Source organism: Stenotrophomonas sp. ESTM1D_MKCIP4_1 (assembly GCF_003086895.1).
In the GTDB taxonomy this organism is placed as follows: domain Bacteria; phylum Pseudomonadota; class Gammaproteobacteria; order Xanthomonadales; family Xanthomonadaceae; genus Stenotrophomonas.
Genome location: NZ_CP026004.1, coordinates 217,842 through 239,618, shown reverse-complemented (window position 1 = coordinate 239,618; position 21,777 = coordinate 217,842). Strand labels below are relative to the sequence as shown.

General features: G+C 67.6%; 18 protein-coding genes, 1 other RNA gene and 1 riboswitch. Of the genes, 9 read left to right on the top strand and 10 right to left on the bottom strand.

Going from position 1 to position 21,777, the window contains the following annotated elements; genetic code table 11:
• The first annotated feature begins 51 nt into the window (after positions 1-51).
• The gene (gene ddlA / locus C1924_RS01025; protein WP_108763682.1) at positions 52-1,137 is read left to right on the top strand and encodes a D-alanine--D-alanine ligase; all 1,086 of its coding nucleotides are present in this window, start codon (positions 52-54) and stop codon (positions 1,135-1,137) included.
• Positions 1,138-1,268: 131 nt separating this feature from the next.
• Here ddlA and C1924_RS01020 read toward each other — a convergent pair whose 3' ends face one another.
• The 3 genes from C1924_RS01020 to oleC form a co-directional block, all read right to left on the bottom strand.
• Entirely contained in the window at positions 1,269-1,424 is a 156-nt protein-coding gene (locus C1924_RS01020; RefSeq protein ID WP_107231440.1) for a DUF1328 domain-containing protein, read from the bottom strand.
• 121 nt (positions 1,425-1,545) lie between these two features.
• Positions 1,546-2,532, bottom strand: coding sequence for a 2-alkyl-3-oxoalkanoate reductase (gene oleD, locus C1924_RS01015; RefSeq protein WP_108763681.1), 987 nt, complete (start codon positions 2,530-2,532; stop codon positions 1,546-1,548).
• Positions 2,529-4,187, bottom strand: coding sequence for an olefin beta-lactone synthetase (gene oleC / locus C1924_RS01010; protein WP_108763680.1), 1,659 nt, complete (start codon positions 4,185-4,187; stop codon positions 2,529-2,531). Before oleC ends, oleD begins: the two co-directional genes overlap by 4 nt.
• A 104-nt stretch (positions 4,188-4,291) precedes the next feature.
• Here oleC and C1924_RS01005 point away from each other — a divergent pair, with 104 nt between their 5' ends.
• Complete coding sequence (locus C1924_RS01005; protein WP_108763679.1) at positions 4,292-4,663, top strand: YkgJ family cysteine cluster protein; 372 nt, start codon at positions 4,292-4,294, stop codon at positions 4,661-4,663.
• A gap of 75 nt (positions 4,664-4,738) precedes the next feature.
• Here C1924_RS01005 and C1924_RS01000 read toward each other — a convergent pair whose 3' ends face one another.
• The 5 genes from C1924_RS01000 to C1924_RS00980 form a co-directional block, all read right to left on the bottom strand.
• On the bottom strand, positions 4,739-5,629 hold the full coding sequence (locus tag C1924_RS01000) for an alpha/beta fold hydrolase (RefSeq protein WP_108763678.1): 891 nt from the start codon (positions 5,627-5,629) through the stop codon (positions 4,739-4,741).
• Between the two features lie 59 nt (positions 5,630-5,688).
• Positions 5,689-5,759: non-coding RNA, sX9 sRNA (locus tag C1924_RS00995), on the bottom strand.
• A 62-nt stretch (positions 5,760-5,821) separates the two neighbouring features.
• Positions 5,822-6,838 (bottom strand): 3-oxoacyl-ACP synthase III, encoded by a 1,017-nt coding sequence (locus C1924_RS00990; RefSeq protein ID WP_108763677.1) that lies wholly within the window; start codon positions 6,836-6,838, stop codon positions 5,822-5,824.
• A 101-nt stretch (positions 6,839-6,939) separates the two neighbouring features.
• Positions 6,940-7,257: a DUF4156 domain-containing protein gene (locus tag C1924_RS00985; RefSeq protein WP_108758334.1), complete on the bottom strand. Its 318-nt coding sequence runs from the start codon at positions 7,255-7,257 to the stop codon at positions 6,940-6,942.
• A 207-nt stretch (positions 7,258-7,464) separates the two neighbouring features.
• A complete protein-coding gene (locus C1924_RS00980; RefSeq protein ID WP_108763676.1) occupies positions 7,465-10,314 on the bottom strand; it encodes a pitrilysin family protein in 2,850 nt (949 codons plus the stop codon).
• 405 nt (positions 10,315-10,719) lie between these two features.
• Between C1924_RS00980 and C1924_RS00975 the strand changes: the two genes are divergently transcribed.
• Positions 10,720-11,196 carry a hypothetical protein gene (locus tag C1924_RS00975; protein WP_108763675.1) on the top strand — a complete coding sequence of 159 codons (477 nt, stop codon included), beginning with the start codon at positions 10,720-10,722 and terminating at the stop codon, positions 11,194-11,196.
• Positions 11,197-11,265: 69 nt separating this feature from the next.
• A complete protein-coding gene (locus C1924_RS00970) occupies positions 11,266-11,745 on the top strand; it encodes a tRNA (cytidine(34)-2'-O)-methyltransferase (protein WP_108763674.1) in 480 nt (159 codons plus the stop codon).
• Positions 11,746-11,825: 80 nt separating this feature from the next.
• On the opposite strand, the gene C1924_RS00965 is transcribed toward C1924_RS00970, so the two are convergent.
• Positions 11,826-12,989 (bottom strand): acyl-CoA dehydrogenase family protein, encoded by a 1,164-nt coding sequence (locus C1924_RS00965; RefSeq protein ID WP_108763673.1) that lies wholly within the window; start codon positions 12,987-12,989, stop codon positions 11,826-11,828.
• 223 nt (positions 12,990-13,212) lie between these two features.
• Between C1924_RS00965 and C1924_RS00960 the strand changes: the two genes are divergently transcribed.
• Both C1924_RS00960 and C1924_RS00955 read left to right on the top strand, forming a co-directional pair.
• Positions 13,213-14,889, top strand: a complete 1,677-nt coding sequence (locus C1924_RS00960) for an electron transfer flavoprotein-ubiquinone oxidoreductase (RefSeq protein ID WP_108763672.1) — start codon at positions 13,213-13,215, stop codon at positions 14,887-14,889.
• 65 nt (positions 14,890-14,954) lie between these two features.
• On the top strand, positions 14,955-15,353 hold the full coding sequence (locus C1924_RS00955) for a c-type cytochrome (protein WP_108763671.1): 399 nt from the start codon (positions 14,955-14,957) through the stop codon (positions 15,351-15,353).
• Here the strand turns inward: C1924_RS00955 and C1924_RS00950 are convergent.
• Positions 15,350-18,970 (bottom strand): transporter substrate-binding domain-containing protein, encoded by a 3,621-nt coding sequence (locus C1924_RS00950; RefSeq protein ID WP_108763670.1) that lies wholly within the window; start codon positions 18,968-18,970, stop codon positions 15,350-15,352. The two genes, C1924_RS00955 and C1924_RS00950, sit on opposite strands and share 4 nt — an antisense overlap.
• Before the next feature lie 76 nt (positions 18,971-19,046).
• On the opposite strand from C1924_RS00950, the gene C1924_RS00945 reads away from it, so the two are divergent.
• From C1924_RS00945 to C1924_RS00935, 3 genes are all read left to right on the top strand, one after another.
• Positions 19,047-19,685 (top strand): response regulator transcription factor, encoded by a 639-nt coding sequence (locus C1924_RS00945; protein ID WP_108763669.1) that lies wholly within the window; start codon positions 19,047-19,049, stop codon positions 19,683-19,685.
• A 191-nt stretch (positions 19,686-19,876) separates the two neighbouring features.
• Positions 19,877-20,248, top strand: a complete 372-nt coding sequence (locus tag C1924_RS00940; protein ID WP_108763668.1) for a glycine zipper 2TM domain-containing protein — start codon at positions 19,877-19,879, stop codon at positions 20,246-20,248.
• Between the two features lie 142 nt (positions 20,249-20,390).
• Complete coding sequence (locus tag C1924_RS00935; protein WP_108766927.1) at positions 20,391-21,518, top strand: phosphotransferase; 1,128 nt, start codon at positions 20,391-20,393, stop codon at positions 21,516-21,518.
• Positions 21,519-21,626: 108 nt separating this feature from the next.
• Positions 21,627-21,722, top strand: a riboswitch (TPP riboswitch).
• Positions 21,723-21,777: the final 55 nt, after the last annotated feature.

Below are 21,777 nucleotides of genomic sequence, written 5' to 3'. Positions count from 1 at the left end.
GTGCCGCCGGGCGGTTCATGCTGTGGGACCTCGTTGCACAGGACAATGCCCATGGCACGGACCCGGGTCGGGATCATTTTCGGGGGAATGTCCTCCGAGCACGAAGTATCGCTGCAGTCGGCGAAGAACATCCTCGATGCACTCGATCGCGAGCGCTTCGAGCCGGTGCTGGTGGGCATCGACAAGCAGGGCCAGTGGCACCTCAGCCAGCCCGATACGTTCCTGCTGCATGCCGATGACCCGGCGCGCATCGCGCTGCATCCCTCCGGCATGGCACTGGCGGTGCGGCCCGGTGCCGGGCAGGCGCAGCTGCAGCCGGTGGATGCGTCCACCGCGCTGGGCCAGATCGATGTGGTGCTGCCCATCGTGCACGGGCCGCTGGGCGAGGACGGCGCGCTGCAGGGGCTTCTGCGCATGGCCAACCTGCCCTTCGTCGGTTCGCCGGTGCTGGGCTCGGCGGCGGCGATGGACAAGGACGTGGCCAAGCGGCTGCTGCGCGATGCAGGGCTGCCGGTGGCGCCGTGGGTGTGCCTCCGTCGCCACGAGGCGGCGGACGTGGACGTGCAGGCGCTGATCGCACAACTGGGGCTGCCGCTGTTCGTCAAGCCGGCCAACCAGGGCTCGTCGGTGGGGGTCAGCAAGGTCAAGCAGGCCGGCGATTTCGCCGAGGCGCTGCAGCTGGCGCTGCGCCACGACCACAAGGTGCTGGTGGAGTCGGCCGTGCTCGGCCGCGAGATCGAGTGCGCGGTGCTCGGCAACGACCTGCCGCAGGCCAGTGTCTGCGGCGAGGTGGTGGTGCACGACGAGTTCTATGCCTACGACACCAAGTACATCAACCCCGATGGGGCGGACGTGGTGGTACCGGCGGCGATCGATGGCGATGCGCAGGCACGCATCCAGCAGATCGCGCTGCAGGCTTACCAGGTGCTGGAATGTGCGGGCATGGCGCGGGTGGATGTGTTCCTCTCCGCGGATGGGCAGATCGTCATCAACGAGATCAACACCCTGCCCGGGTTCACCCGCATCAGCATGTACCCCAAGCTGTGGGGCGCGAGCGGGTTGGGCTATACCGCGCTGATCACGCGGTTGATTGAACTGGCGCTGGAACGGCACGCGGCCGATCGGGCGCTGGTGTAACGCCGTTCTGTAGAGTCGAGCCGTGCTCGACTGCGTTGAGATCAGTCGAGCAACGCTCGACTCTACAGAAGGCAGTCGAGCATGGCTCGACTCTACGGGAAGCGATGCCGGCCAGCGGCCGGCACTACCAGCTAGCCGCGCTTGCGGAACATCGAGATCACCGCAAGGATCAGGAACACCACGAACAGGATCCAGGCGATGTTGCTGGCGGCGCCGGCAATGCCCGAGAAGCCGAGCACGGCGGCGATGATGGCGATGACGAAAAAGATGACGGCGTAATGCAGCATGGCGTTCCTCGCGGGTGGTCCGGCCGATATGGCGTTGGGTCCATCCTGCGCATTGGCCGGTGTGCAACCGGTGACGGCGATCTCTGCAGTTGATGAAGCCTTCAGCGCCGTGACACCGCCGTCACGACGCTGCCTTCAGGCGTCGCAGTCCTTCTTCGATGCTCACCTGCGGCACGTAGCCGAAATCACGGCGCGCCGGTTCCATGCTGTACCAGTGCGGCGTGCACAGCTGCTCGGCCAGGAAGCGGGTCAGCGGCGGCTCGCCCGGCAGGCGCAGCAGCGGCCACAGGCGTTCGCTGATGGCGCCGATGCGGTAGGCGGTCTTGAAGCTGAGGGTCTTCTCCACGGCCGGTGCGCCGACGGCCGCCAGCAGCTTGTTGAGCAGCTCGCGCATCGGCAGCGGTTCGCCGTTGGAAATGAAGTAGGCCTTGCCGGCGCAGGCTGCGCCCGGCGCCAGTGCATCCAGCGCGAGGAAATGCGCCTGCGCGGCGTTGTCGATGTAGGTGGTGTCGACCTTGTTGCTGCCATCACCCACCAGGCGCAGGCGACCCTGGCGGGCGCGCTGGGCCAGCCGTGGCACCAGCTGCTGGTCACCCGGGCCCCAGATCAGGCGCGGTCGCAGCGCTACAGTGGCCAGCGTGGCGTCGTTGGCCGCCAGCACGCGCTGTTCGGCAATGGCCTTGGTCGCCGCATACGGCGCCTGGAAGTTCTCGCCATAGGGCACTTCATCGGCACCGAGCCCTTCCACCGGGTGGGTGGCACGATGGGTCACGCTGGGCGTGGAGGTGTAGACCAGCTTGCCGATACTGTGCGTGCGGCAGGCGGCAATGACGTTGTCGGTGCCGACCACGTTGGCCTGGTGGTAGCTGTCATAGCTGCCCCAGGCGCCGGCCTTGGCACCGTTGTGCAGCACCGCGTCGACACCCGCCACCGCGTGCAGCACGGCCTGCGCATCGGCCAGGTCGCCACGGATCTGGCCCACGCCCATCGCCTGCAGTTCCGGGTAGTGGCTGCGGTTGAAGGCCAGCACCTGGTGGCCACGTTCAAGCAGGCCACGGCACAGCGCCTGGCCGAGGAAACCACCGCCACCGGTGACCAGGATCTTCATGCGCGCTTCTCCAGTTGGACGCCTGCCCAGACGGCGAGCTTTTCGCGGCCGATCTTGGCGTTGTGACGGATATCGACGGGAAAGGCCGGATGCACCAGGAAGTGCTGCAGGCCGGCGCCGGCCATGCGCGCATCCGCATGCACACGCAGCGCCTCCTGCAGTGCCGGGCCATCGGACTGCCCGCGCTGCAGTTCCACGCACAGCACCGGCACCTGCGCGCCGGCAGCGCCCACGCCCACCAGCGCGGTGCGGGCCACGCCTTGCACGGTATTGAACACCGGCTCGACCTGTTCGGTGTACAGCGGCCCGCGCGCGGTTTCCACGCGCTGGGTCTTGCGCCCGCAGAACCACAGGCGGCCCTGCGCATCGAAGTAGCCCACATCGCCCATGCGGTGCACCACGCGGGTGCTGCCATCGGCCAGGGTTTCGCGGATCTTGGCGGCCGCCGTGGCCTGCGGGCGGTTGAAATAGGTATCGGTGGTGGTGGGGCCGGCCACGGTGATCTCGCCCACTTCACCAGTGCCCAGCACGCGTGCCTGCGACCAGTCCGGCAGCGGTGCATCGTCGATGGCGATGATGCGCACTTCGTTGGGTGCGACCACGCTGCCGACACAGGTGCCGGCGCCGGCCTCGGTCGCGGCACGGGTGCGTTCCAGTTCACGGCCTTCAACCACGGCCACGGGCAGGCATTCGGTGGCGCCATAGGGCGTCCAGAACTGCGCATCGTCGGGCAGCAGGCGGCGGATGGTGGCCACCACGTCCGGCGGTACCGGCGCACCGGCCGAGGTCACCCGGCGCACGGTCGGCAGCGGCCGGCCGTGCCTGGCCAGCACGCGCATGAGTGCCGGTGAACCAAACAGCTGGGTCACGCCGAAACGCTGGATGGCATCGTGCAGGCGCGCCGGGTCGGCCTGCGCCGGCCGGGTCGGGTCCATGTCCGGGATGACCGAGGTCAGCCCCAGCGCCGGATCGAACAGGGCGAAGGGCGGGAAGGTCGGCAGGTCCATCCCGCCCGCTTCCATGCCGAAGGCGCTGCCCAGCAGCTGGATCTGGCCGACGAAGTGGCGGTGGCGGTAGACCACGCCCTTGGGCACGCCGGTGGAGCCGCTGGTGAACAGGATGGCGGCCATGTCCTCGCCCTCGGTGGCGGCCAGCATCGGGCCGCCGGTGGCACCGGCGCGCTCCAGCGCGGCCAGGGTGGTCCCGCCCCAGCCCAGGCGGCGGCCGACGGTGACCAGGCGGGTGGCCGACGGCGCCCAGCGCAGTGCCAGCCGCGCCACGTGGGCCAGCGGGATGCCGATGAAGGCCTCCGGCTGCGCCTCGTCCAGGCACTGCTTCAGCGCGCGCTTGTCGATGCCCGGGTCCACCAGCACCGGCACCGCGCCCAGCTTGAACAGGGCGAACATCAGCAGGAAGAACTCCGGCGAGGGCCGCACCATCACCACGGTGCGCACGCCACGGCCGATGCCGTAGCCGGCCAGGCCGGCGGCCATGGCGTCGCTGCGGGCGTCCAGCTGGCGGTAGTCCAGGGTCACGTCATAGGCCGCCATGCCGTTGCCGGCACCACGGCGGCCGGGGCAACGGATGGCGATCTGGTCAGGGCGTTCGCGGGCCAGTTCAGGCAGCCGCGCCGCGATATTGCAGGGTCCGTTCATCCGTTCATTGTCGCCGCTTACGGAATTTCTTGCGCGGCCGCCCGCTTCGTGGAAAATCCGCAGCCTCGTTCCCGATTCCCACTGCCGCCCGAGGCGGCTTGCCCATGCAACACCCCTGCATGACCTGCGGCGCCTGCTGCACTCAGTACCGCGTGGCCTTCCACTGGATGGAATCGGACGAGGTCACCCCCGGCGGCGTGCCGCACCAGCTGACCGAGGTGCTGGACCCGCATCGCCTGTGCATGCGCGGTACGCACTCCAAGCCGGTGCGCTGCGTGGCGCTGGACGCACAGATCGGCGTGTATTCGCGCTGCACGATCCACCCCAACCGGCCCAGCGTGTGCCGTGAGGTGGACGCGTCGTGGGAGTATGGCAAGGCCAGCCCGCAGTGCGACAAGGCGCGTATCGCCTATGGCCTGGACCCGCTGACCCCGGCCGACTGGGAAGGCAACGACAACAGCCCGATCGCGGCATAGGCCGTCGTGCCGACCAACGGTCGGCACCTACCGGGGATGGGATGGGTGGGTGCCGACCGTTGGTCGGCACATCCTTCAGATGGGGTTCGCGTCCAGGAAGGCGCGGATTTCCGGCACCAGTACTTCGTGCTTGTCTTCCAGCACGTAGTGGCCGGCATCCTCGAAGGCATGCACCTGCGCCTTGGGCAGCGCGGCCTGGAAGCCCTTCAGGAAGTGGTGGTCGAACACGAAGTCACGCAGGCCCCAGCCGATGAAGGCCGGGCGGTCGGCGAAGGACGGCAGCGCTTGGCCGGCGCGCTCCAGCAGCGACCACGCCTTGTCGGCCGGTGACAGCGGGATGTCCTGCATGAAGCGGATGGTGCTGATGCGGTTGGCATAGCTGTTGTACGGCGACACGTAAGCGCGGCGGACGTCGGCCGGCATCTTCCGCTCCACGCCCAGCCACGACGCGCCGGAGGAGAACGCGTTGAACGTGCGGATGATCCACTCGCCGATCTTCCAGTGCCGGCCCAGGGCGATCTGCCACGGCATTTTCTTGGCTGCCGGCATCGGGAAGGCGGCGGTGTTGAGCACCACCAGGCGCTTGACCTGATCGTGGTGCGACAGCGCCCAGCCGAAGCCGATCATGCCGCCCCAGTCGTGCACGGCCAGCGTGACCGGGCCGGTGATGCCCAGGTGCTTCAGCAGCGCATCCAGATCATCCACGCGCGACTGCAGGGTGTATTCGTAGCGGCGGTCATCGGGCTTGTCCGACAGGCCCATGCCGATGTGGTCGGGCACGATGCAGCGGTATCTGTCCGACAGGCCGGCCACCAGCGTGCGCCAGTAATAGCTCCACGACGGGTTGCCGTGCACCATCACCACTACCTCGCCTTCGCGCGGGCCTTCGTCGAGATAACTCATCGACAGGCCGGGACGGACCTCGAAACGCTGCGGGTGGGCGGGGTAACCGGGAAGCTGGGACATCGGATCGCACCTGTAGAAAGGGCCGGTAGAACCGGCCCTTGGACACTTGGAAAAATCATCGCTGCCCGTCGCGAGCGATTGGCTGGCGGGTGCGGGCGGCGCGCAGGAACCGGAGTGTACGTGGGTACATGAGGATTCCGAGCACCGGCCGCGCCTGCCAGGCAATCGCGCAGCAGGTCAGCGGTGACTTTTTTACCAGACCACTTCAGCCATCGAACAGTTCAGGCCCGAGCCGATGCCGAGCAGCGCGATGCGGTCGCCCTTCTTCAGCTTGCCCAGCTGCTTGAGCTTGCTCAGCACGATCGGCACCGAGGCCGGACCGATGTTGCCGTGCTCGCCGAAGATGGTCATGACCTTCTTCGGGTCGATGCCGAAGTTCTTGATGAACGCGGCGGTGTGCGGCTGGCTGACCTGGTGGATAACGAACTGGTCCAGTTCCTCCACGGCCCAGCCCAGGGCGATCTTGGCGGCGGCAAAGGTCTTCTGCGCCAGCTTGATGCCTTCGATCAGCAGCAGGCGGGTGTCGGTGACCATGCGGTCCAGGTTGCCCAGGCACAGCTGGTTCCACTCGGTGGCCGAGCGGGTCACGCCGCCCTTGTAGCGCGGGGCGTCGGGCACCAGCTCCGAGCGCGCCATCACCATGGCGGCGGCACCCGAACCGGTGGTCAGGGCAGCCAGCTCGTTGCGGAAGTCGTCGGCGGTGACGTCCGGGGCGGTCATGCGCTCCAGGGTCTTTTCGTACACCAGGTTGGCGGTCTCGCCATCCACCACCAGCGCGTAGTCGATGTCACCGCGCTCAAGCATGCGCGCGGCGATATCCATGCCGTTGATGAAGGCCAGGCAGGCATTGGCGACATCGAAAGTCATGCACTCGTCGCTGACACCGAGGTTGCCGGACACGATGGAGGCCGTGGACGGCTCCAGGTAGTCGCGGCTGACCGAGGTGTTGACCAGCAGGCCGACCTGGCCGGCGGTGATGCCGGCATCTTCCAGCGCCTTGCGGCCGGCCATGGTGGCGGCGTCGGAGGCGAGCACGCCGTGGTCCCACAGGCGGCGGGCGTGGATGCCGGCGATATCGCCGAGCACGTCGGTGCGGATGCCGAGGCGATCCAACGTCGGCTGCAGCCGTTCGTTGATTTCCTGGGTCGTCAGCGTATGCGGCGCATCGACATGTGCCAGGCCGGCGATCGAGACATTCTTGAAGAGCATCGAAGTTAGCGCCAAGGCTCAGGCAAAAGGGGGCGCTATTCTATAACCCCCGCGCTTTCACCGCATCTTTACGAATTCAGCCTTGGCCGTATGGTCCCTGTTCAGCGCGGCGGGCACTGGAAGGCGGCGAAGCGCTGGCTGCCGTCCGCCGGGGGCGCAGCGGCCTGCACGGCATTGGCGCCGGCACTGGGGGCCTCGTTGCGGGCCAGGGTTTCCAGCTCCTCCTGCACGCGCAGGGGGTTGCGGTTGTAGAAGCCGACCTTGCTCTTCACGGTCACCACGACCTCGCCCTTGGTGATGCAGCCGGCGGGCAGCGGGCCGGCCGGAAGGACCCGCACTGTCTTGCCGGCCGGTTCCATCGGCACCCAGGTGCAGGCCGTGACGGTGAGCAGCAGGGACGACAGCAGCAGAAGGCGCATGGGCAGATCCTGGAAGGGTATGGGGCGATTCTGCCTGAACCGCCTGAATCGGGGGTAGCCGGGGGTGGGGGTCAGAGCCCCCTGTGGGGGATCTGACCCCGCAGGGAAAGAAGGGGTCGGATCCCCCGCAGGGGGCTCTGACCCCAGTTCAGGACGGGGTCGGAGCCCTCCCGATGGGAGGGATCCGACCCCATTCCCCGTTCTGCCTTATTTCTTGACCGGGTTGCCTTCGGCATCGATCACGGTCACCTCGCCCAGGTTCAGCGCGCGCACGGCCGCTTCGGTCTGCTTGAGGTCACCCACCACCACCCAGGTCAGGCCCTGCGGCGTGATCTCGGCAGCGGCCTGCTGCACCTGCGCCGGGGTCATCGCCTCGATCTCGACCTTGCGGCGCACCACGTAATCATCCGGGCGCTTGAACTGCACGATGGCGCCGATGGTCGAGGCCACCGCAGCGGCGGTCTCGTAGGCGCCCGGCAGGCTCAGGGTCTGGATGTTGCGGATGCGGTTGACCTCGGCGTCGGTGGCCGGCTTGCTGCCATCGGCGAACTGGACGATTTCCTTGCGCATTTCCGCCAGGGCCGGGCCGGTCTTGTCGATCTGCACCGGTGCCATCGCCATCCACGGCCGCTGGCCCACGGTGTTGCTGGCGCTGGTACGGGCACCGTAGGACCAGTGCTTGTCCTCACGCAGGTTCATGTTCAGGCGCGAGGTGAAATCACCGCCGAGCACGCCGTTGGCGATGTCGAAGCGGGTCGAGCCGGTATCGCTGGACGGCGGCACGACCTGGCCGGCGAACAGGTTGGCCTGCACCGCACCCGGCTGGTCGATGAGGAACACGCGCGCAGCCTTGGGCACGGCCACGGCGGTGCTGGCCTTGATCACCGGCGCATCGCCAGTGGCCTTCCAGTCGCCCAGCTGCTTGTCCAGCAGCGGCACGATCTCGGCCAGGGTGGTGTCGCCGACCACGATCAGGGTGCCGTCCTGCGGGCGCAGCCAGTCGCGGTGGAAGTCGACCAGATCTTCGCGGCCCAGGCTGGTGATGGCCGCTTCGTCACCGCTGCCGGTGAACGGGATGGCATACGGATGGCCCTTGCCGTACAGCAGCGGCGGCAGCACGCGCATGGCCACCGCGTTCGGGTTGACCTTTTCCTGCTTGATGCCGGCGATCCACGAGGCCTTGACCCGGTCGATCTCGCCCTGATCGAAGCGCGGCTCACGCAGCAGGTCGCGGTACAGCGCCAGCGACGGCACCAGGTTCTCCTTCAGCGCGGACAGCTCGACGGTCACCGAATCCAGGCCGGCGCCGGCATCCAGGTTCGCGCCCAGTGCGTCGGCGGCATCGGCGAAGGCCAGCGAGCCCAGCTTGCCGGCACCTTCGGTCATCAGGTTCATGGTGAAGTTGGCGGTACCCGGCTTGCGGCCCTGGTCGGCAGTGAAGCCACCGGGGAACTGGTAGCTGAACTGCACCACGGGAATCTCGTGGCGTTCGGCCAGCACCACGGTGGTGCCGTTCTTCAGGGTGGCACGCTGCAGCGCCGGGAACTTCAGCTGCGGGAACTCGCGCGTCTGCGGCACGCCGGCCTTGCGGTCGACCTGTTCCGGCAGGGTGCTGTACTTCGTATCCACGGCCGGCACGTTGAACGGCTTCGGCGTGGCCGACGCTTCTTCCTTCAGCGCCACGCGCTCACCCGGCTCGACCACCAGGGTGTGGCTGCCCTTGTCCAGCCACTGCGCGCCCACGCGCTTGAGGTCGGCGGCGGAGGCCTTGTCGATGTTGGCCAGCGAGGTGCGGAAGCAGCCCGGGTCGCCGGTGTAGACCGCGCATTCGGCCAGTGCATCGGCCTTGCCGCCGAAGCCACCGATACGCTCGATGCCACGGATGAAGCCGGCACGGAAGCCGGTCTTGGCACGCGCAAGCTCGTCGGCGGTCGGGCCGTCCTTCAGCAGGCGCTCGATCTCTTCATCGATGATCTTCTCGACCTGGGCCGGGTCCTGGCCCTGCTTCACCGTGGCCATGACCATGAAGTTGGAGCCCAGCTGCGAGGCATAGGCGCCGGCACTGATGTTGTCCACCAGCTTGTCCTGGTGCTGCAGGCGCTGGCTCAGCCGCGAGGATTTGGCGCCACCGAGGATCTGCCCCAGCAGCTGCAGCTGATCGATGTCGGTGGTGCCGACCTGGGCCACGTTCCAGGCGCGGTAGATGCGCGCCTGTGGCACCTTGTCGGTCATCACTTCACGGGTGTCGGCGGCACGCTTGGCCACGTCCACCTTCGGCTGGGCCATGCTCGGGCCGGCCGGGATGCTGCCGAAGTATTTGGCGGCCTTTTCCTTGGCGGTGGCCAGATCGATGTCACCGGCCAGCACCAGCACGGCGTTGTTGGGGCCGTACCAGGTGCGGAACCAGGTCTTGACGTCATCCAGCGACGCCGCGTTGAGGTCATTCATCGAACCGATGACGCTGTGGTGGTACGGGTGGCCCACCGGGTACAGCGAACGGTTGATCTTCTCCCACACCTGGCCATAGGGCTGGTTCTCGCCCTGGCGCTTTTCGTTCTGCACCACACCGCGCTGCTCGTCCAGCGCCGCCTGGTCGATCGCGCCGAGCAGGTGGCCCATGCGGTCCGATTCCATCCACAGCGCCATGTCCAGCGCAGTGGTCGGCACGTTCTCGAAGTAGTTGGTGCGGTCGGTGTTGGTGGTGCCGTTCTGGCCGGTGGCACCGACCTGCTTGAAGGGCTCGAAATACTCGCCGTCGTGGTTCTCGCTGCTCTGGAACATCAGGTGTTCAAACAGGTGGGCGAAACCGGTGCGGCCGGCCGGCTCGTCCTTGCTGCCGACGTGGTACCAGATGTTGACGGCGACGATCGGCGCCTTGCGGTCGGTATGCACGATCACGCGCAGGCCGTTGGGCAGGGTGAACTGCTCGAACGGGATATCGACCTTGGTGGCGGCGGCCGGCTTGGCCGCCAGTGCGGCGGTCGGCGCAAGCGTGCCGAGGGCGGTACTGAGGGCGACGGCCAGCAGCGCGGTGCGCGGGCGCAGGGCGAGAGACATTTCCGGATCCTTGGTCACGTTGGTGAATCGCGATCCTAGCGCGCGGGCGCCGGGGCCGGTATCGGCCACCAGTCACTGGGGGTGATTGCCGCCACGCCCCATCCGGCCCGCCTTCGACGCGCGGGTGAACGGCCGGATTCATCGCGCGGACAGTGTCCGCGGCAGTGCGAACGGACAGGTGTCCGCCCTGCGGACACTCCGGAACCTACAAAAAACCCTTTCAGATCAACAACTAAAAGTTGGCACAGGGATTGCTTTGTACTTCCTGCGCCAGGAAGGGCTTCAGATCCAAAATGACTGGATGCTGAACAAAAGCAGAAAATTGAAAATTTTCCTTGCAAGCCCAGAATTGGTGTACTACCTTACTACCACACCACCGCTCACCAACACTAAACAGGCCCCGTCATGAACACCAAGACCATTGCCATCGCCATCGCCCTGGTTGCCGGCACCGCGGTTGTTTCGTCGGTGCAGGCCTCCGAATCCATCAAGACCCTGTCCACCGTGCAGGTCCGCCCCGCCGCCGACCAGCTGGCCCAGCAGGCCTGGGAAAAGGCCAGTGGCATCGTCACCCTGGCAACCGTGGAAGTGCGTCCCAGCGCCGAACAGCTGGCCGAACGCGACAGCTTCATCGCCGCCCCGGTCGCCGCCGCGATGCCGATCACCACCCTGGCCGCCGTCGAAGTCCGCCCGAGCCTGGAACAGCGCGTCGCCCTGGCTGCCGAACTGGAAGCCCAGCGCTACGCCGCCACCCTGGCCGCCGCCGCCACCAGCGTCGCCAACCAGGTCATCACCAACCTGCCGGCCCTGCAGGTCCGCCCGAGCGCTGCCGATCTGCAGGCCCTGGCCACCGAAACCGCCCAGGTCCTGCTGCGCCCGTAACCGGTGCCGCCCTGCCTTGCGCAGGGCGTGCGCCGTAAAGGCAGCGGCCGTCGCAGGTACACTGCGCCGATGAATGCCGCGCCCCTGTTCCACGTCATCCTGTTCCAACCGGAAATCCCGCCCAACACGGGCAATGTGATCCGTCTCTGCGCCAACACCGGCGCGCAGCTGCACCTGGTCGAACCACTCGGCTTCGCACTGGAAGACAAGCAGCTCAAGCGCGCCGGCCTGGATTACCACGAGTATTCGCGCCTGCAGGTGCACCCGGACCTGGACACCGCGCTGGCACGCATCGCGCCCAAGCGGCTGTTCGCGCTTAGCACGCGGGCCAGCGTGCGCTATGACAGCGTCGGCTTTGAAGAAGGCGATGCCTTCCTGTTCGGGCCGGAAAGCCGCGGCCTGCCGCAGGACCTGCTGGACACCTTGCCCGAAGGCCGCCGCCTGCGCCTGCCGATGCGCCCGGACAACCGCAGCCTCAATCTGTCCAACACCGTGGCCGTGGTGATGTACGAAGCCTGGCGCCAGCATGGGTTTGCCGGCGGCGCGTAATGCCAACCAAGGTTGGCATCTACCGGTAGATCCACGCCATGCGTGCGTCACAGTAGATCCACGCCATGCGTGGATGACGCTCAGAACGCGTTGATCCCGGTCAGCTCGCGGCCGATCACCAGCTGGTGCACGGTCTCGGTGCCTTCATAGGTGATCACCGATTCCAGGTTCAGCGCGTGGCGGATCGCCACGTGCTCGGTGGTGATGCCCGCCCCGCCCAGCAGGTCGCGGCATTCGCGGGCGATATCAATGGCCATGCGGCAGTTGTTCCACTTGGCCAGGCTGACCTGCTGCGGCTGCAGCTGGCCCGCTTCCTTCAACCGGCCCAGCTGCAGGGCCAGCAGCTGCGCGGTGGTGATCCGGCGTGCCATCTCGGCCAGCTTGATCTGCGCGCTCTGGGTAGCGGCCAGCGGGCGGCCGAACAGCACGCGCTCCTTGGCATAGCCCAGCGCTTCATCCAGGCAGGCGATGGCCGAACCGATCGGGCCCCAGCTGATGCCGAAACGCGCCTGGGTAAGGCAGCCCAGCGGACCCTTCAGGCCCTTCACGTTCGGCAGGCGGTGGCTGTCGGGCACGCGCACGTCATCGAAATACAGCGCACCGGTCAGCGAGGCGCGCAGGCTCATCTTGTGCTTGATCTCCTGCGTGGTGAAGCCGGCCATGCCTTTTTCAAGCACGAAGCCCTGGATGCCATCCTCGGTCTGCGCCCAGACAATGGCCAGGTCGGCCACCGGTCCGCTGGTGATCCACATCTTGCTGCCGGTGATGCGCCAGTCGCTGCCGTCGCGCACCGCACGGGTCTTCATCGCGGCCGGGTCGGAGCCACCGTGCGCTTCGGTCAGGCCGAAACAGCCGATCAGTTCGCCGCGCGCCATCGCCGGCAGCCACTGGCGGCGCTGCTCCTCGCTGCCATAGGCGTAGATGGGGTACATGCACAGCGAACTCTGCACCGACACGAAGCTGCGCAGGCCCGAATCGCCGCGTTCCAGTTCCTGGCAGATCAGGCCGTAACTGACCGCGCCCAGCCCGCCGCCGCCGTACTCGGTGGGCAGGGTCGCGCCGAGCAGGCCCAGCGCCGCCACTTCCGGTACCAGTTCGTCCGGGAACCGAGCCTGGTCGAAGGCATCGCCAATGATCGGCAGTACGCGCTCGTTGGTGAAGCGGGCCACGCTGTCCTGCACCGCGCGCTCTTCCTCGCTGAGCAGGGAACGGACATCGAACAGGTCGTACGGATGCAGAGCCATGGCACTCACGCGCAGTCAGGACCGGACCATTGTCGGTCATCCGGGGCCCGGACACTGCGCTGCACTGCAGCAAACGCGACGTGAACATCGCCGATCTAGCTCGATCACGCGCGTCCCGGTACCCTGACACATTCAAACAAGCGTTTCGCACGTGGTTGCACGCGCGATTCCCAGGCACCGCCGGTGGCCCCGATGCCGGCACTACCCACGAGTCATGCATTCGATGAGCGCTGAAGCCAACGCCCTGCCCCCGCGTGAAGTAATGGAGTTCGACGTGGTGATCGTCGGCGCCGGTCCTGCCGGCCTGGCCACCGCCATCCGCCTGCGCCAGCGCGCGGTGGAAGCCGGCCGCGAACTGTCGGTGTGCGTGCTGGAAAAGGGCTCCGAGCCGGGTGCACACGTGCTCTCCGGTGCGGTGATGGACCCGCGTGCGCTGGCCGAACTGTTCCCGGACTGGGCCGAGCGCGGCGCGCCGTTGAAGCAGAAAGTCACCCGCGATGAATTCCTGTTCCTCAGCGAAACCGGCGCGCGCAGCACGCCCAACGCGCTGCTGCCGGAGTGCTTCCACAACGAAGGCAACTACATCATCAGCCTGGGTGAAGTGACCCGCTGGCTGGCGCAGCAGGCTGAAGCGCTGGAAGTGGCGATCTTCCCCGGCTTCGCCGCCGCCGAGGTGCTGTACGGCGAAAGCGGCGAAGTGATCGGCGTGGCCACCGGCGACATGGGCATCGAAAAGGACGGCAGCATCGGCCCGGCCTTCGAGCGCGGCATGGCGCTGCACGCGAAGTACACGATCTTCGGCGAAGGGGCGCGCGGTCATCTCGGCCGCCAGCTCATCGCGCGCTTCAAGCTGGATGAAGGCAAGGACCCGCAGGCCTACGGCATCGGCATCAAGGAGCTGTGGCAGATCGACCCGGCCAAGCACGAGCCGGGCCTGGTGGTGCACGCCGCCGGCTGGCCGCTGGACAACGACACCTACGGCGGCGCGTTCCTGTACCACGCCGACGGCGGCAAGGTCGCCATCGGCTATGTGGTCGGCCTGGACTACAAGAACCCGTGGCTGAGCCCGTTCGAGGAATTCCAGCGTTTCAAGACCCACCCGTCCATCCGCAAGCACCTGGAGGGCGGCACCCGCATCGGCTACGGCGCCCGCGCCATCACCGCCGGTGGCCTGATGTCGCTGCCGAAGACGGTGTTCCCCGGCGGTGCGCTGGTCGGTTGCGAAGCCGGTTACCTCAACGTCAGCCGCATCAAGGGCAGCCACGCCGCGATCAAGACCGGCATGCTGTGCGCCGATGCCGCCTTTGATGCCTTGGCCGCCGACCGCCAGCACGATGAACTGGACGCCTATCCGAAGGCCTTCGAGGCCAGCTGGCTGTTCACCGAGCTGCAGCAGGCCAAGAACTTCAAGCAGTGGTTCAAGAAGGGCCAGACCGTGGCCACGCTGATGACCGGCATCGAGCAGTGGCTGCTGCCCAAGCTGGGCGTGCGCAACCCGCCGTGGACCCTGCGCCACAGCACCCCGGACCACGCCTGCCTGGAACCGGCGGCCAGGCACACGCGCATCGCCTACCCCAAGCCCGATGGCGTGCTCACCTTCGATCGCCTCAGTTCGGTGTTCCTGAGCAGCACCAACCACGACGAGAACCAGCCCAGCCACCTGACGCTGAAGGACGCCAGCATTCCGGTGAAGGTGAACCTGGCCGAATACGCGGGCCCGGAAGCACGCTACTGCCCGGCCGGTGTCTACGAGTTCGTCGGCGAAGGCGACAGCGCGCGCCTGCAGATCAACGCGCAGAACTGCGTGCACTGCAAGACCTGCGACATCAAGGACCCCACCCAGAACATCGTCTGGGTGACCCCGCAGGGCGGCGGCGGCCCGAACTACTCGGGCATGTGATGGCACGGGGCTGCGACGCCCTGTCGCAGCCCGTTGCCGCGGGCAGGCCGTTATCCTGCCCGCCCATGCGTGCCTGCCTGCCCCTGCTGCTGATCCTCACCCTGGCCACTGCGGCCTGCCAGCGCACGCCACCGGCACCGCTGACGCCTGCACAGGCCCGCCTGCAGGCCCAGCAGCAGGCCTTCGAGATCTGCGCCGGCTGCCACACGGTCAAAGCCGGCGGCATCCATCGCTTCGGCCCCAACCTGCATGGGGTGATCGGCCGCCGCGCCGGCAGCCTGCCCGACTATGCCTATTCGGACGGCATGCGCCGCGCCGGCTTCGTGTGGAGCGCGCAGACGCTGGACACCTTTCTGCAGTCGCCCACCCACGTGGTGCCGGGCACGCGCATGTACAACGCGTTCCCCAGTGCCGAGCGGCGTGCGCGGGTGATTGCCTACCTGCAGGAACAGGCGGCCCGTTAGCCCGCCGTAGAGCTGGCCAGGCGCTGCAGCTGCTGCTGCAGCTGCTGCACGAACTGACCCACCTGCCGCAGCACGGGCGCCGCATCGGCATCGCTGGCCTGCTGCAGCTGCTGTTCCAGCGCCGCCGCGCGGTCGGCCAGGCCACGCGCGCCCACCGAACCCAGCGCGCCGCCCATGCGGTGCAGCTGCTGGATCGTGCTGGCGCGATCACCTTCACCCAGCGCCCGCTGCAGCTGGGCGATGTCCGTGGCCGTGGCCTGCAGCAGGCTGTCGCGCAGCTGGGTGGCCACCTGCAGGGAACCGAACCGCTGCTGCAGGGCGGCCAGATCGGGCAGTTCCTGCGTGGTGGTGCCCTCGGCGGGCGCTGCCGGTGCCTCCTGCGGTACCGGCACGTCCAGCGCCGCCGCCTGCGGCAGCCAGCGCAGCAGTGCCTGGCGCAGCGTGGCCAGCGACAGCGGTTTGGCCAGCACGTCATCCATGCCGGCCTCACGGCAGCGCCGTGCGTCATCGTTGAGCACACTGGCGGTCAGCGCGATGATCGGCAGGCGTGGCAGACCACTGCGGCTTTCACGCTCGCGCAGCAGGCGGGCGAAGGCGAAGCCATCCAGCACCGGCATGCGGCAGTCGGTGATCACCAGATCGAATTCCTCGACCGACAGGCGGTCCAGCGCCTGCTGGCCGTCATCCACCAGCACATGCGGCACGCCCAGCTGCTGCAGGCGCCAGTCCATCATCGCCTGGTTGGTCGGGTGGTCCTCCACCACCAGCACGCGCGCCTGGCGCAGCGCCGGTGGCAGCAGGGCGGTCTGTTCCTGTTCGGACAGCAGCGCCTGCACATCATCCGCACGTGCTTCCACCAGCGACAGCAGCACATCCACCCGCGTGCCTTCGCCCAGCACGCTGTGCAGGGAGATCTCGCCGCCCATCTTCTGCACCAGCCGGTGGCAGATGCTCAGGCCCAGGCCGGTGCCTCCGTGCTCCCGCTGGATGTGCGCGCCGGCCTGGGCGAACGGCGCGAACAGATGTGGAATCTGATCGTCGGCGATGCCGATGCCGGTGTCGGACACGGTCAGCCGCAGTGGCTGGCTGCCGTCTTCGGTGGTGGCTCCCAGCACATCCACCTGCAGGCGCACGCTGCCCTGCGCGGTGAACTTGATGGCATTGCTGAGCAGGTTGAAGACGATCTGCCGCAGGCGCACGCCATCGACTTCGTGTGCCTGTGCCAGCCGCGGATCGATGTCCACCTGCAGGGCCAGGCCACGCGCGGTTGCCTGCGCCGAGAGCAGCCGGCACACGCTTTCCAGCAGCGGCCGCAGCGGCATCGGCACCGGCGCCAGGCGCAGTGCCCCCGCTTCCATGCGCGAGTAATCGAGGATGTCATCCAGGATCTGCCGCAGCATCTGCGCGGAGTCTTCGATCACCCCGATGATGCGCTGCTGTTCCTGGTCCAGGGGCGAATGCGAGAGCACTTCCAGCATGCCCAGCACACCGCTCATCGGCGTGCGGATCTCGTGGCTCATGGTTGCCAGGAAGCGGGCCTTGGCTTCCACCGCCTCTTCGGCCTCGACCTTGGCCGCCGCCAGCGCATCGGCCTGCGCGCGCGCTTCGCTGACATCCACCCAGTAACCACTCCAGGTGACCGCACCCGCTTCTGCGGCATACGGATGGGCCTGGCTGCGCACCCAGCGGGTGATGCCTTCGGGGGTGTTCACCCGGAACTCGAATGACCAGGACGAGAACGCACGCGCGGCCTGGTCGGTGCCCCGCAGCACCACTGGACGGTCCTCCTCGTCGATGCGTTCCAGCAGCAGGTTGGCATCGTCCATCGCCTGCTGCCGGGATATGCCGAACAGTGCATGGACGTCGCCGGCGATGAAGGGAAAGCTGAGCGTGCCATCGGCAGCGCGACGTGCCTGGTAGACGATGGCCGGCAGGTTGTCGGTCACATCGGCCAGGCGCTGCTCGACATCGCGTCGCCCCGCTACTTCCCTGCGCAGCCGCCATCTCCCCAGCGCGTACACCAGCCCCGCGGTGAGCAGCACCAGCAGCGCGGGCACGCCCCAGTGCAGGAGCGCACTCCATTGCACGTCATGCTGGTACTCGGCAGCCAGCCAGCGGTCACGCAGGGCATCACGCTCGCGGGGCGTCATCTGCAGCAGCAGGCGGTCGAAGGTGGTGGCAAGAACGCCGTGCTGCGCATCCACCGCCAGCGCAAGCTCGTCGTTGAAGTTGGCCGGCGCGGCAATCTGCAGGCGCCCGGGGAAACGGGTCCGCATCAGCTGGTCGACCAGTGCCAGGTTGCCCACGTAGGCATCGGCTTCGCCATCGGCCAGCCGCTGCAGTGCCTGCTCTGCGCTGCGTGCCGGAATGATGCGGGCCTGCGGCGCCTGCTGCAGCACGTAGCCACGCACCCGTTCCGGGTCGGACAGCAGCACCCGCTTGCCCTGCAGATCGGCCAGGCCCAGCATCACCGGGCTGCGCTGGGGGGTGACGATGACATTGGGCACGCTGATGAAGGGTTGGCTGAAGACCCAGCCCGGCCCCAGGTAACGGGAATCGATCGGAATGCCGATGACCGCCTGCAGTTCGCCGCGCTTGGCCTTCTCGCGGACATCGAACCAGTCATGGCTGGGATCGATCTGCAGGGTGGCCCCGGCCTGCTGCAAGCGCTGCAGGTAGCCGCTGGTCAGCCCGTCGGGCTGGCCGTCCTCACCGGCGAAGGACAAAGGCGCCGCGTTGGGTGCGAATCCAATCTTCAACGGCTCCTGCAGTACGCGCTTCTCGGCCTGGCTGAGGGCAAGCTGGGCCGATGTGGACCACTTCAGGGGCGGCAGCCAGTGCTGCGTCAGTGCATCGCGTTGCGAGGGACTGGTCCCTGCCAGAGCCACATCCAGCGCTTCGGCCAGCGGATGGGCGCCATGGGAAACTCCGAAATGCAGGCGCTCGGGTGGCAGATCGCTGGGCCGCAGCATCACCACGCCGTCGATCTTCTGCAGGGCGATCAGCTCGGTTGCGACGTAGGCATTGCCGATGAATACATCCGCCTTGTCGTCTCTGACCATATGCAGCGCGGTCTGCGTGTCAGTTGCGACGAGTTGTCGGGCACGCGGAAAACGGGCACGCACCTGCGGGGCGGTCATGAAATCCTGCTCGATGACCACCCGCAGTCCATCGAGGTCCGGCGTTTCGGATGCGCGCAGGTCACCCGGCCGCCCCACCATCGCCAGCGGCGCTTCCACGTAGGCGCGCGTGTAGTCCATGCAGCGGGCGCGTTCGGCACTGAACGCGACGTTCATCACTACGTCGATTTCGCCACGGCATGTCGCATCCAGCACTGAATTCCAGTCCGGGTAACGACGAAACTGAACCTCCACCCCCAGCTGACGAGCCAGAAGCGACAGGTAATCCGGCCCCAGGCCCACCGGTTGACCCTGCTGCAGGGCCTCGAACGGGGGCCAACCACTGTCATACTGGCCCGCAATGATGACCGGGTGCGCGGCCAGGAACTGGCGCTGCGGCGGGGTCAAGGGCAACGGTCCCGGCTCGGCCTGTGCCAGCGTGGACAGGCCCAGCAGCCCCAGCACAAGGACCCATCCACGCATTGCCCGGTTCCCCATCTGCGACGTTCTCCCAGAAACCCGCCCGGTACCGCGCCGCTCGCGGCCGGCACTGCCCGAAAGGCCATACTAGAGCATGACCTTGCGCATCATCATCGCAGACGACCACCCCGTCGTACGCATCGGTACCCGAGCCGTGATCGAATCCAGCGGCGTCGGCCGGGTCGTGGGCGAGGCCGATGGCGTGCAGGCCCTGATGGCCCTGCTGGCCAGCCAGCCCTGCGACATGCTGGTGACCGACTATTCGATGCCCGGCAGTGCGCAGGCCGATGGCTTCGCGATGATCGGCATGATCCGCCGCCGCTACCCGGACCTGCCGGTGCTGATGCTCAGCGTGTCCAACAACCTGGCCATCCTGCGCATGGTGCTCGATTCGGGCGTGCTGGGCCTGGTCGACAAGAGTTCGTCGATGGAGGAACTGCCGCAGGCCATCCAGACGGTCTATCGCGGCCAGTCCTACATCAGCCGCAGCCTGCGCGAGCGCGTGGAAGAAGCCGGAAGCTGGCGCATGCGCGAAGGCGATGGCAAGCCGCTATCGCCGCGTGAAGTGGAAGTGCTGCGGCTGCTCGGCACCGGGATGACGGTCAAGGAAATCTCCCTGCAGCTGCACAAGAGCGTCAGCACCATCAGCCGGCAGAAAGGCGATGCAATGCTCAAGCTCGGCCTGAAGGGCGATGCCGAACTGTTCGACTACCTGCGTGACGGCAAAATCTGAACCCTGTCCCTCTGGCGATTGAACTTTCAGGCTGGCTTCATGCCGTTTGACGCTAGATGAATACGCAGGCCGCACGGTGGGCACGCGCAATGTTCCGACAATGTTGGACGACCAGCGTGGACATCACGGCAGCCAGGGCGCCCCCCGCCCTCCCTGCCCACCGTGGCATGCCCCAGACAGGAGAACCGAACATGATCAGTACGTCCGCAATCAGCTTCCGTGGCCTGGCAATGGCGCTGGCCCTGCTGGCCGGCGTGGCCGTGGTCAGCGATGCCAGCGCGATGTCGCGGAAGGACAAGCGCACCGTCGTCGGTGCGGTGGTGGGCGGTGTGGCCGGCCATCTGATCTCCAATGGCGACCCGACCGCGACCATCGGTGGTGCCGTGGCCGGTGGTGCCATCGGCAACCTGACCACCAAGGACCGCCACGACAACCGCTATGACCGGCGTTACGACAACCGTCGTTATGACCGTGGCTACAACCGGGGCTACAGCCGCGGCTACCACGACCGGGGCCATGACCGCCGCCATTACCACGACCGCGGCCGCCATCGCGGCTGGTAAGCGCGCCATCGGTTGAGCGGTATCGCAACGGGCAGATCCTGGATCTGCCCGTTTTCGTTCCTGCCTGCGCAGGTTGCGTCGTCAGCGCCCATGGCGTTGAATGCGCAGCCTTGGTGATTCCTTTCCCGGCAGCGGCTGCGGCATGACTTCTTCCCCCCATCGCGTGCAGGGCCTGAACAACGACGAGGTCGCTGCCGACTGGCCGGCAATCAGCGCCGACGAAGTGGCCTGGCTGTGCACGCAGTACCCGGCCTTGGCGGCCGACAGCACACTGCGCTGGCACAGCCCGCGCCCGCTGTCGGCGGCGGCGATCGTCGAGGGTGCAATGGGCAGGATCTTCATCAAGCGCCACCATCACAGCGTGCGCAGCGCCGCCTGCCTGCAGGAGGAACACCGCTTCATTGCCCACCTGTCCGCACAGGGCGTGCCGGTGGTGCGGGTGCTGGCCAGCGCGGACGGCCCGACTGCGGTCGAACACGGGCCATGGACCTATGAACTGCACGCGGCCGGAGCCGGCGCGGACCTGTATCGCGACGCGGTGTCGTGGTCGCTGCTGACCGATACCGCCCAGGCGCTGCAGGCCGGGCGCATGCTCGCAGGCCTGCACCAGGCGTCGGCCAGCTACGCGGCGCCCCAGCGCAGTACCCACATCCTGGTGGCCCGCGACGACCTGATCCGCGCCGACGATCCCATCGCCGCACTGCAGGGCCAGCTGCCGGACCGGCCTTGCCTGGCCCGCTACCTGGCACGCATTCCCTGGCAGGCGCAGCTGCGCGCCGAGGTGCTGCCCTGGCACGCAGGCCTCGCGGCGCGCCTGCGCGACGAGCCGCGGCTGTGGGCACACAACGACTGGCACGTCTCCAACCTGCTGTGGGATGCCGACGGTGCGGTGGCCACGGTGCTGGATTTCGGCCTGGCCTCGCCCACCAGCGCCGTGTTCGACCTGGCCACGGCCATCGAACGCAACGCGGTGGCCTGGCTGGAACTGGAACGCGGCCTCGGTGCCGTGCGCATCGACATCGCCCTGGCCCTGCTGCAGGGCTACCGCCAGGTGCTGCCGCTGTCGGCTGCCCGCGTGCAGCTGCTGGCGGACCTGTTGCCGATGGTCCATTTCGACTTCGCGCTGTCCGAGGTGGAGTACTTCGAGGGCGTCACCGGCTCCACCGCCAACGCCGACGTGGCGTGGAAACCCTTCCTGCTGGGGCATGCGGCGTGGTTCCACACCAAGGCAGGCCAGGCCTTGCTGCAGGCGCTGCGCGCGGCGGCGTAAGGGCAGGTGGGGTCCGCGAGGGGGTCGGATCCCTTTGCGCAGCAAAGGGCTCTGACCCCCTCGCGGCCCCCACCGCTCGCAAATCCGTACCGTTTGTAGTGAAATGGTCACCTGAAGCGGGGGTGCCTGGATCTGCCAGGCTGAGAGAGTCCCTTGGAACCTGATCCGGTTTGCACCGGCGTAGGGAGCTTTGAGCAGCAGTCGCACCCCCACTCCGGGCGGGTGCGCGTGCGCGCCGTCGCTTCGTCTCCCTTGTTGT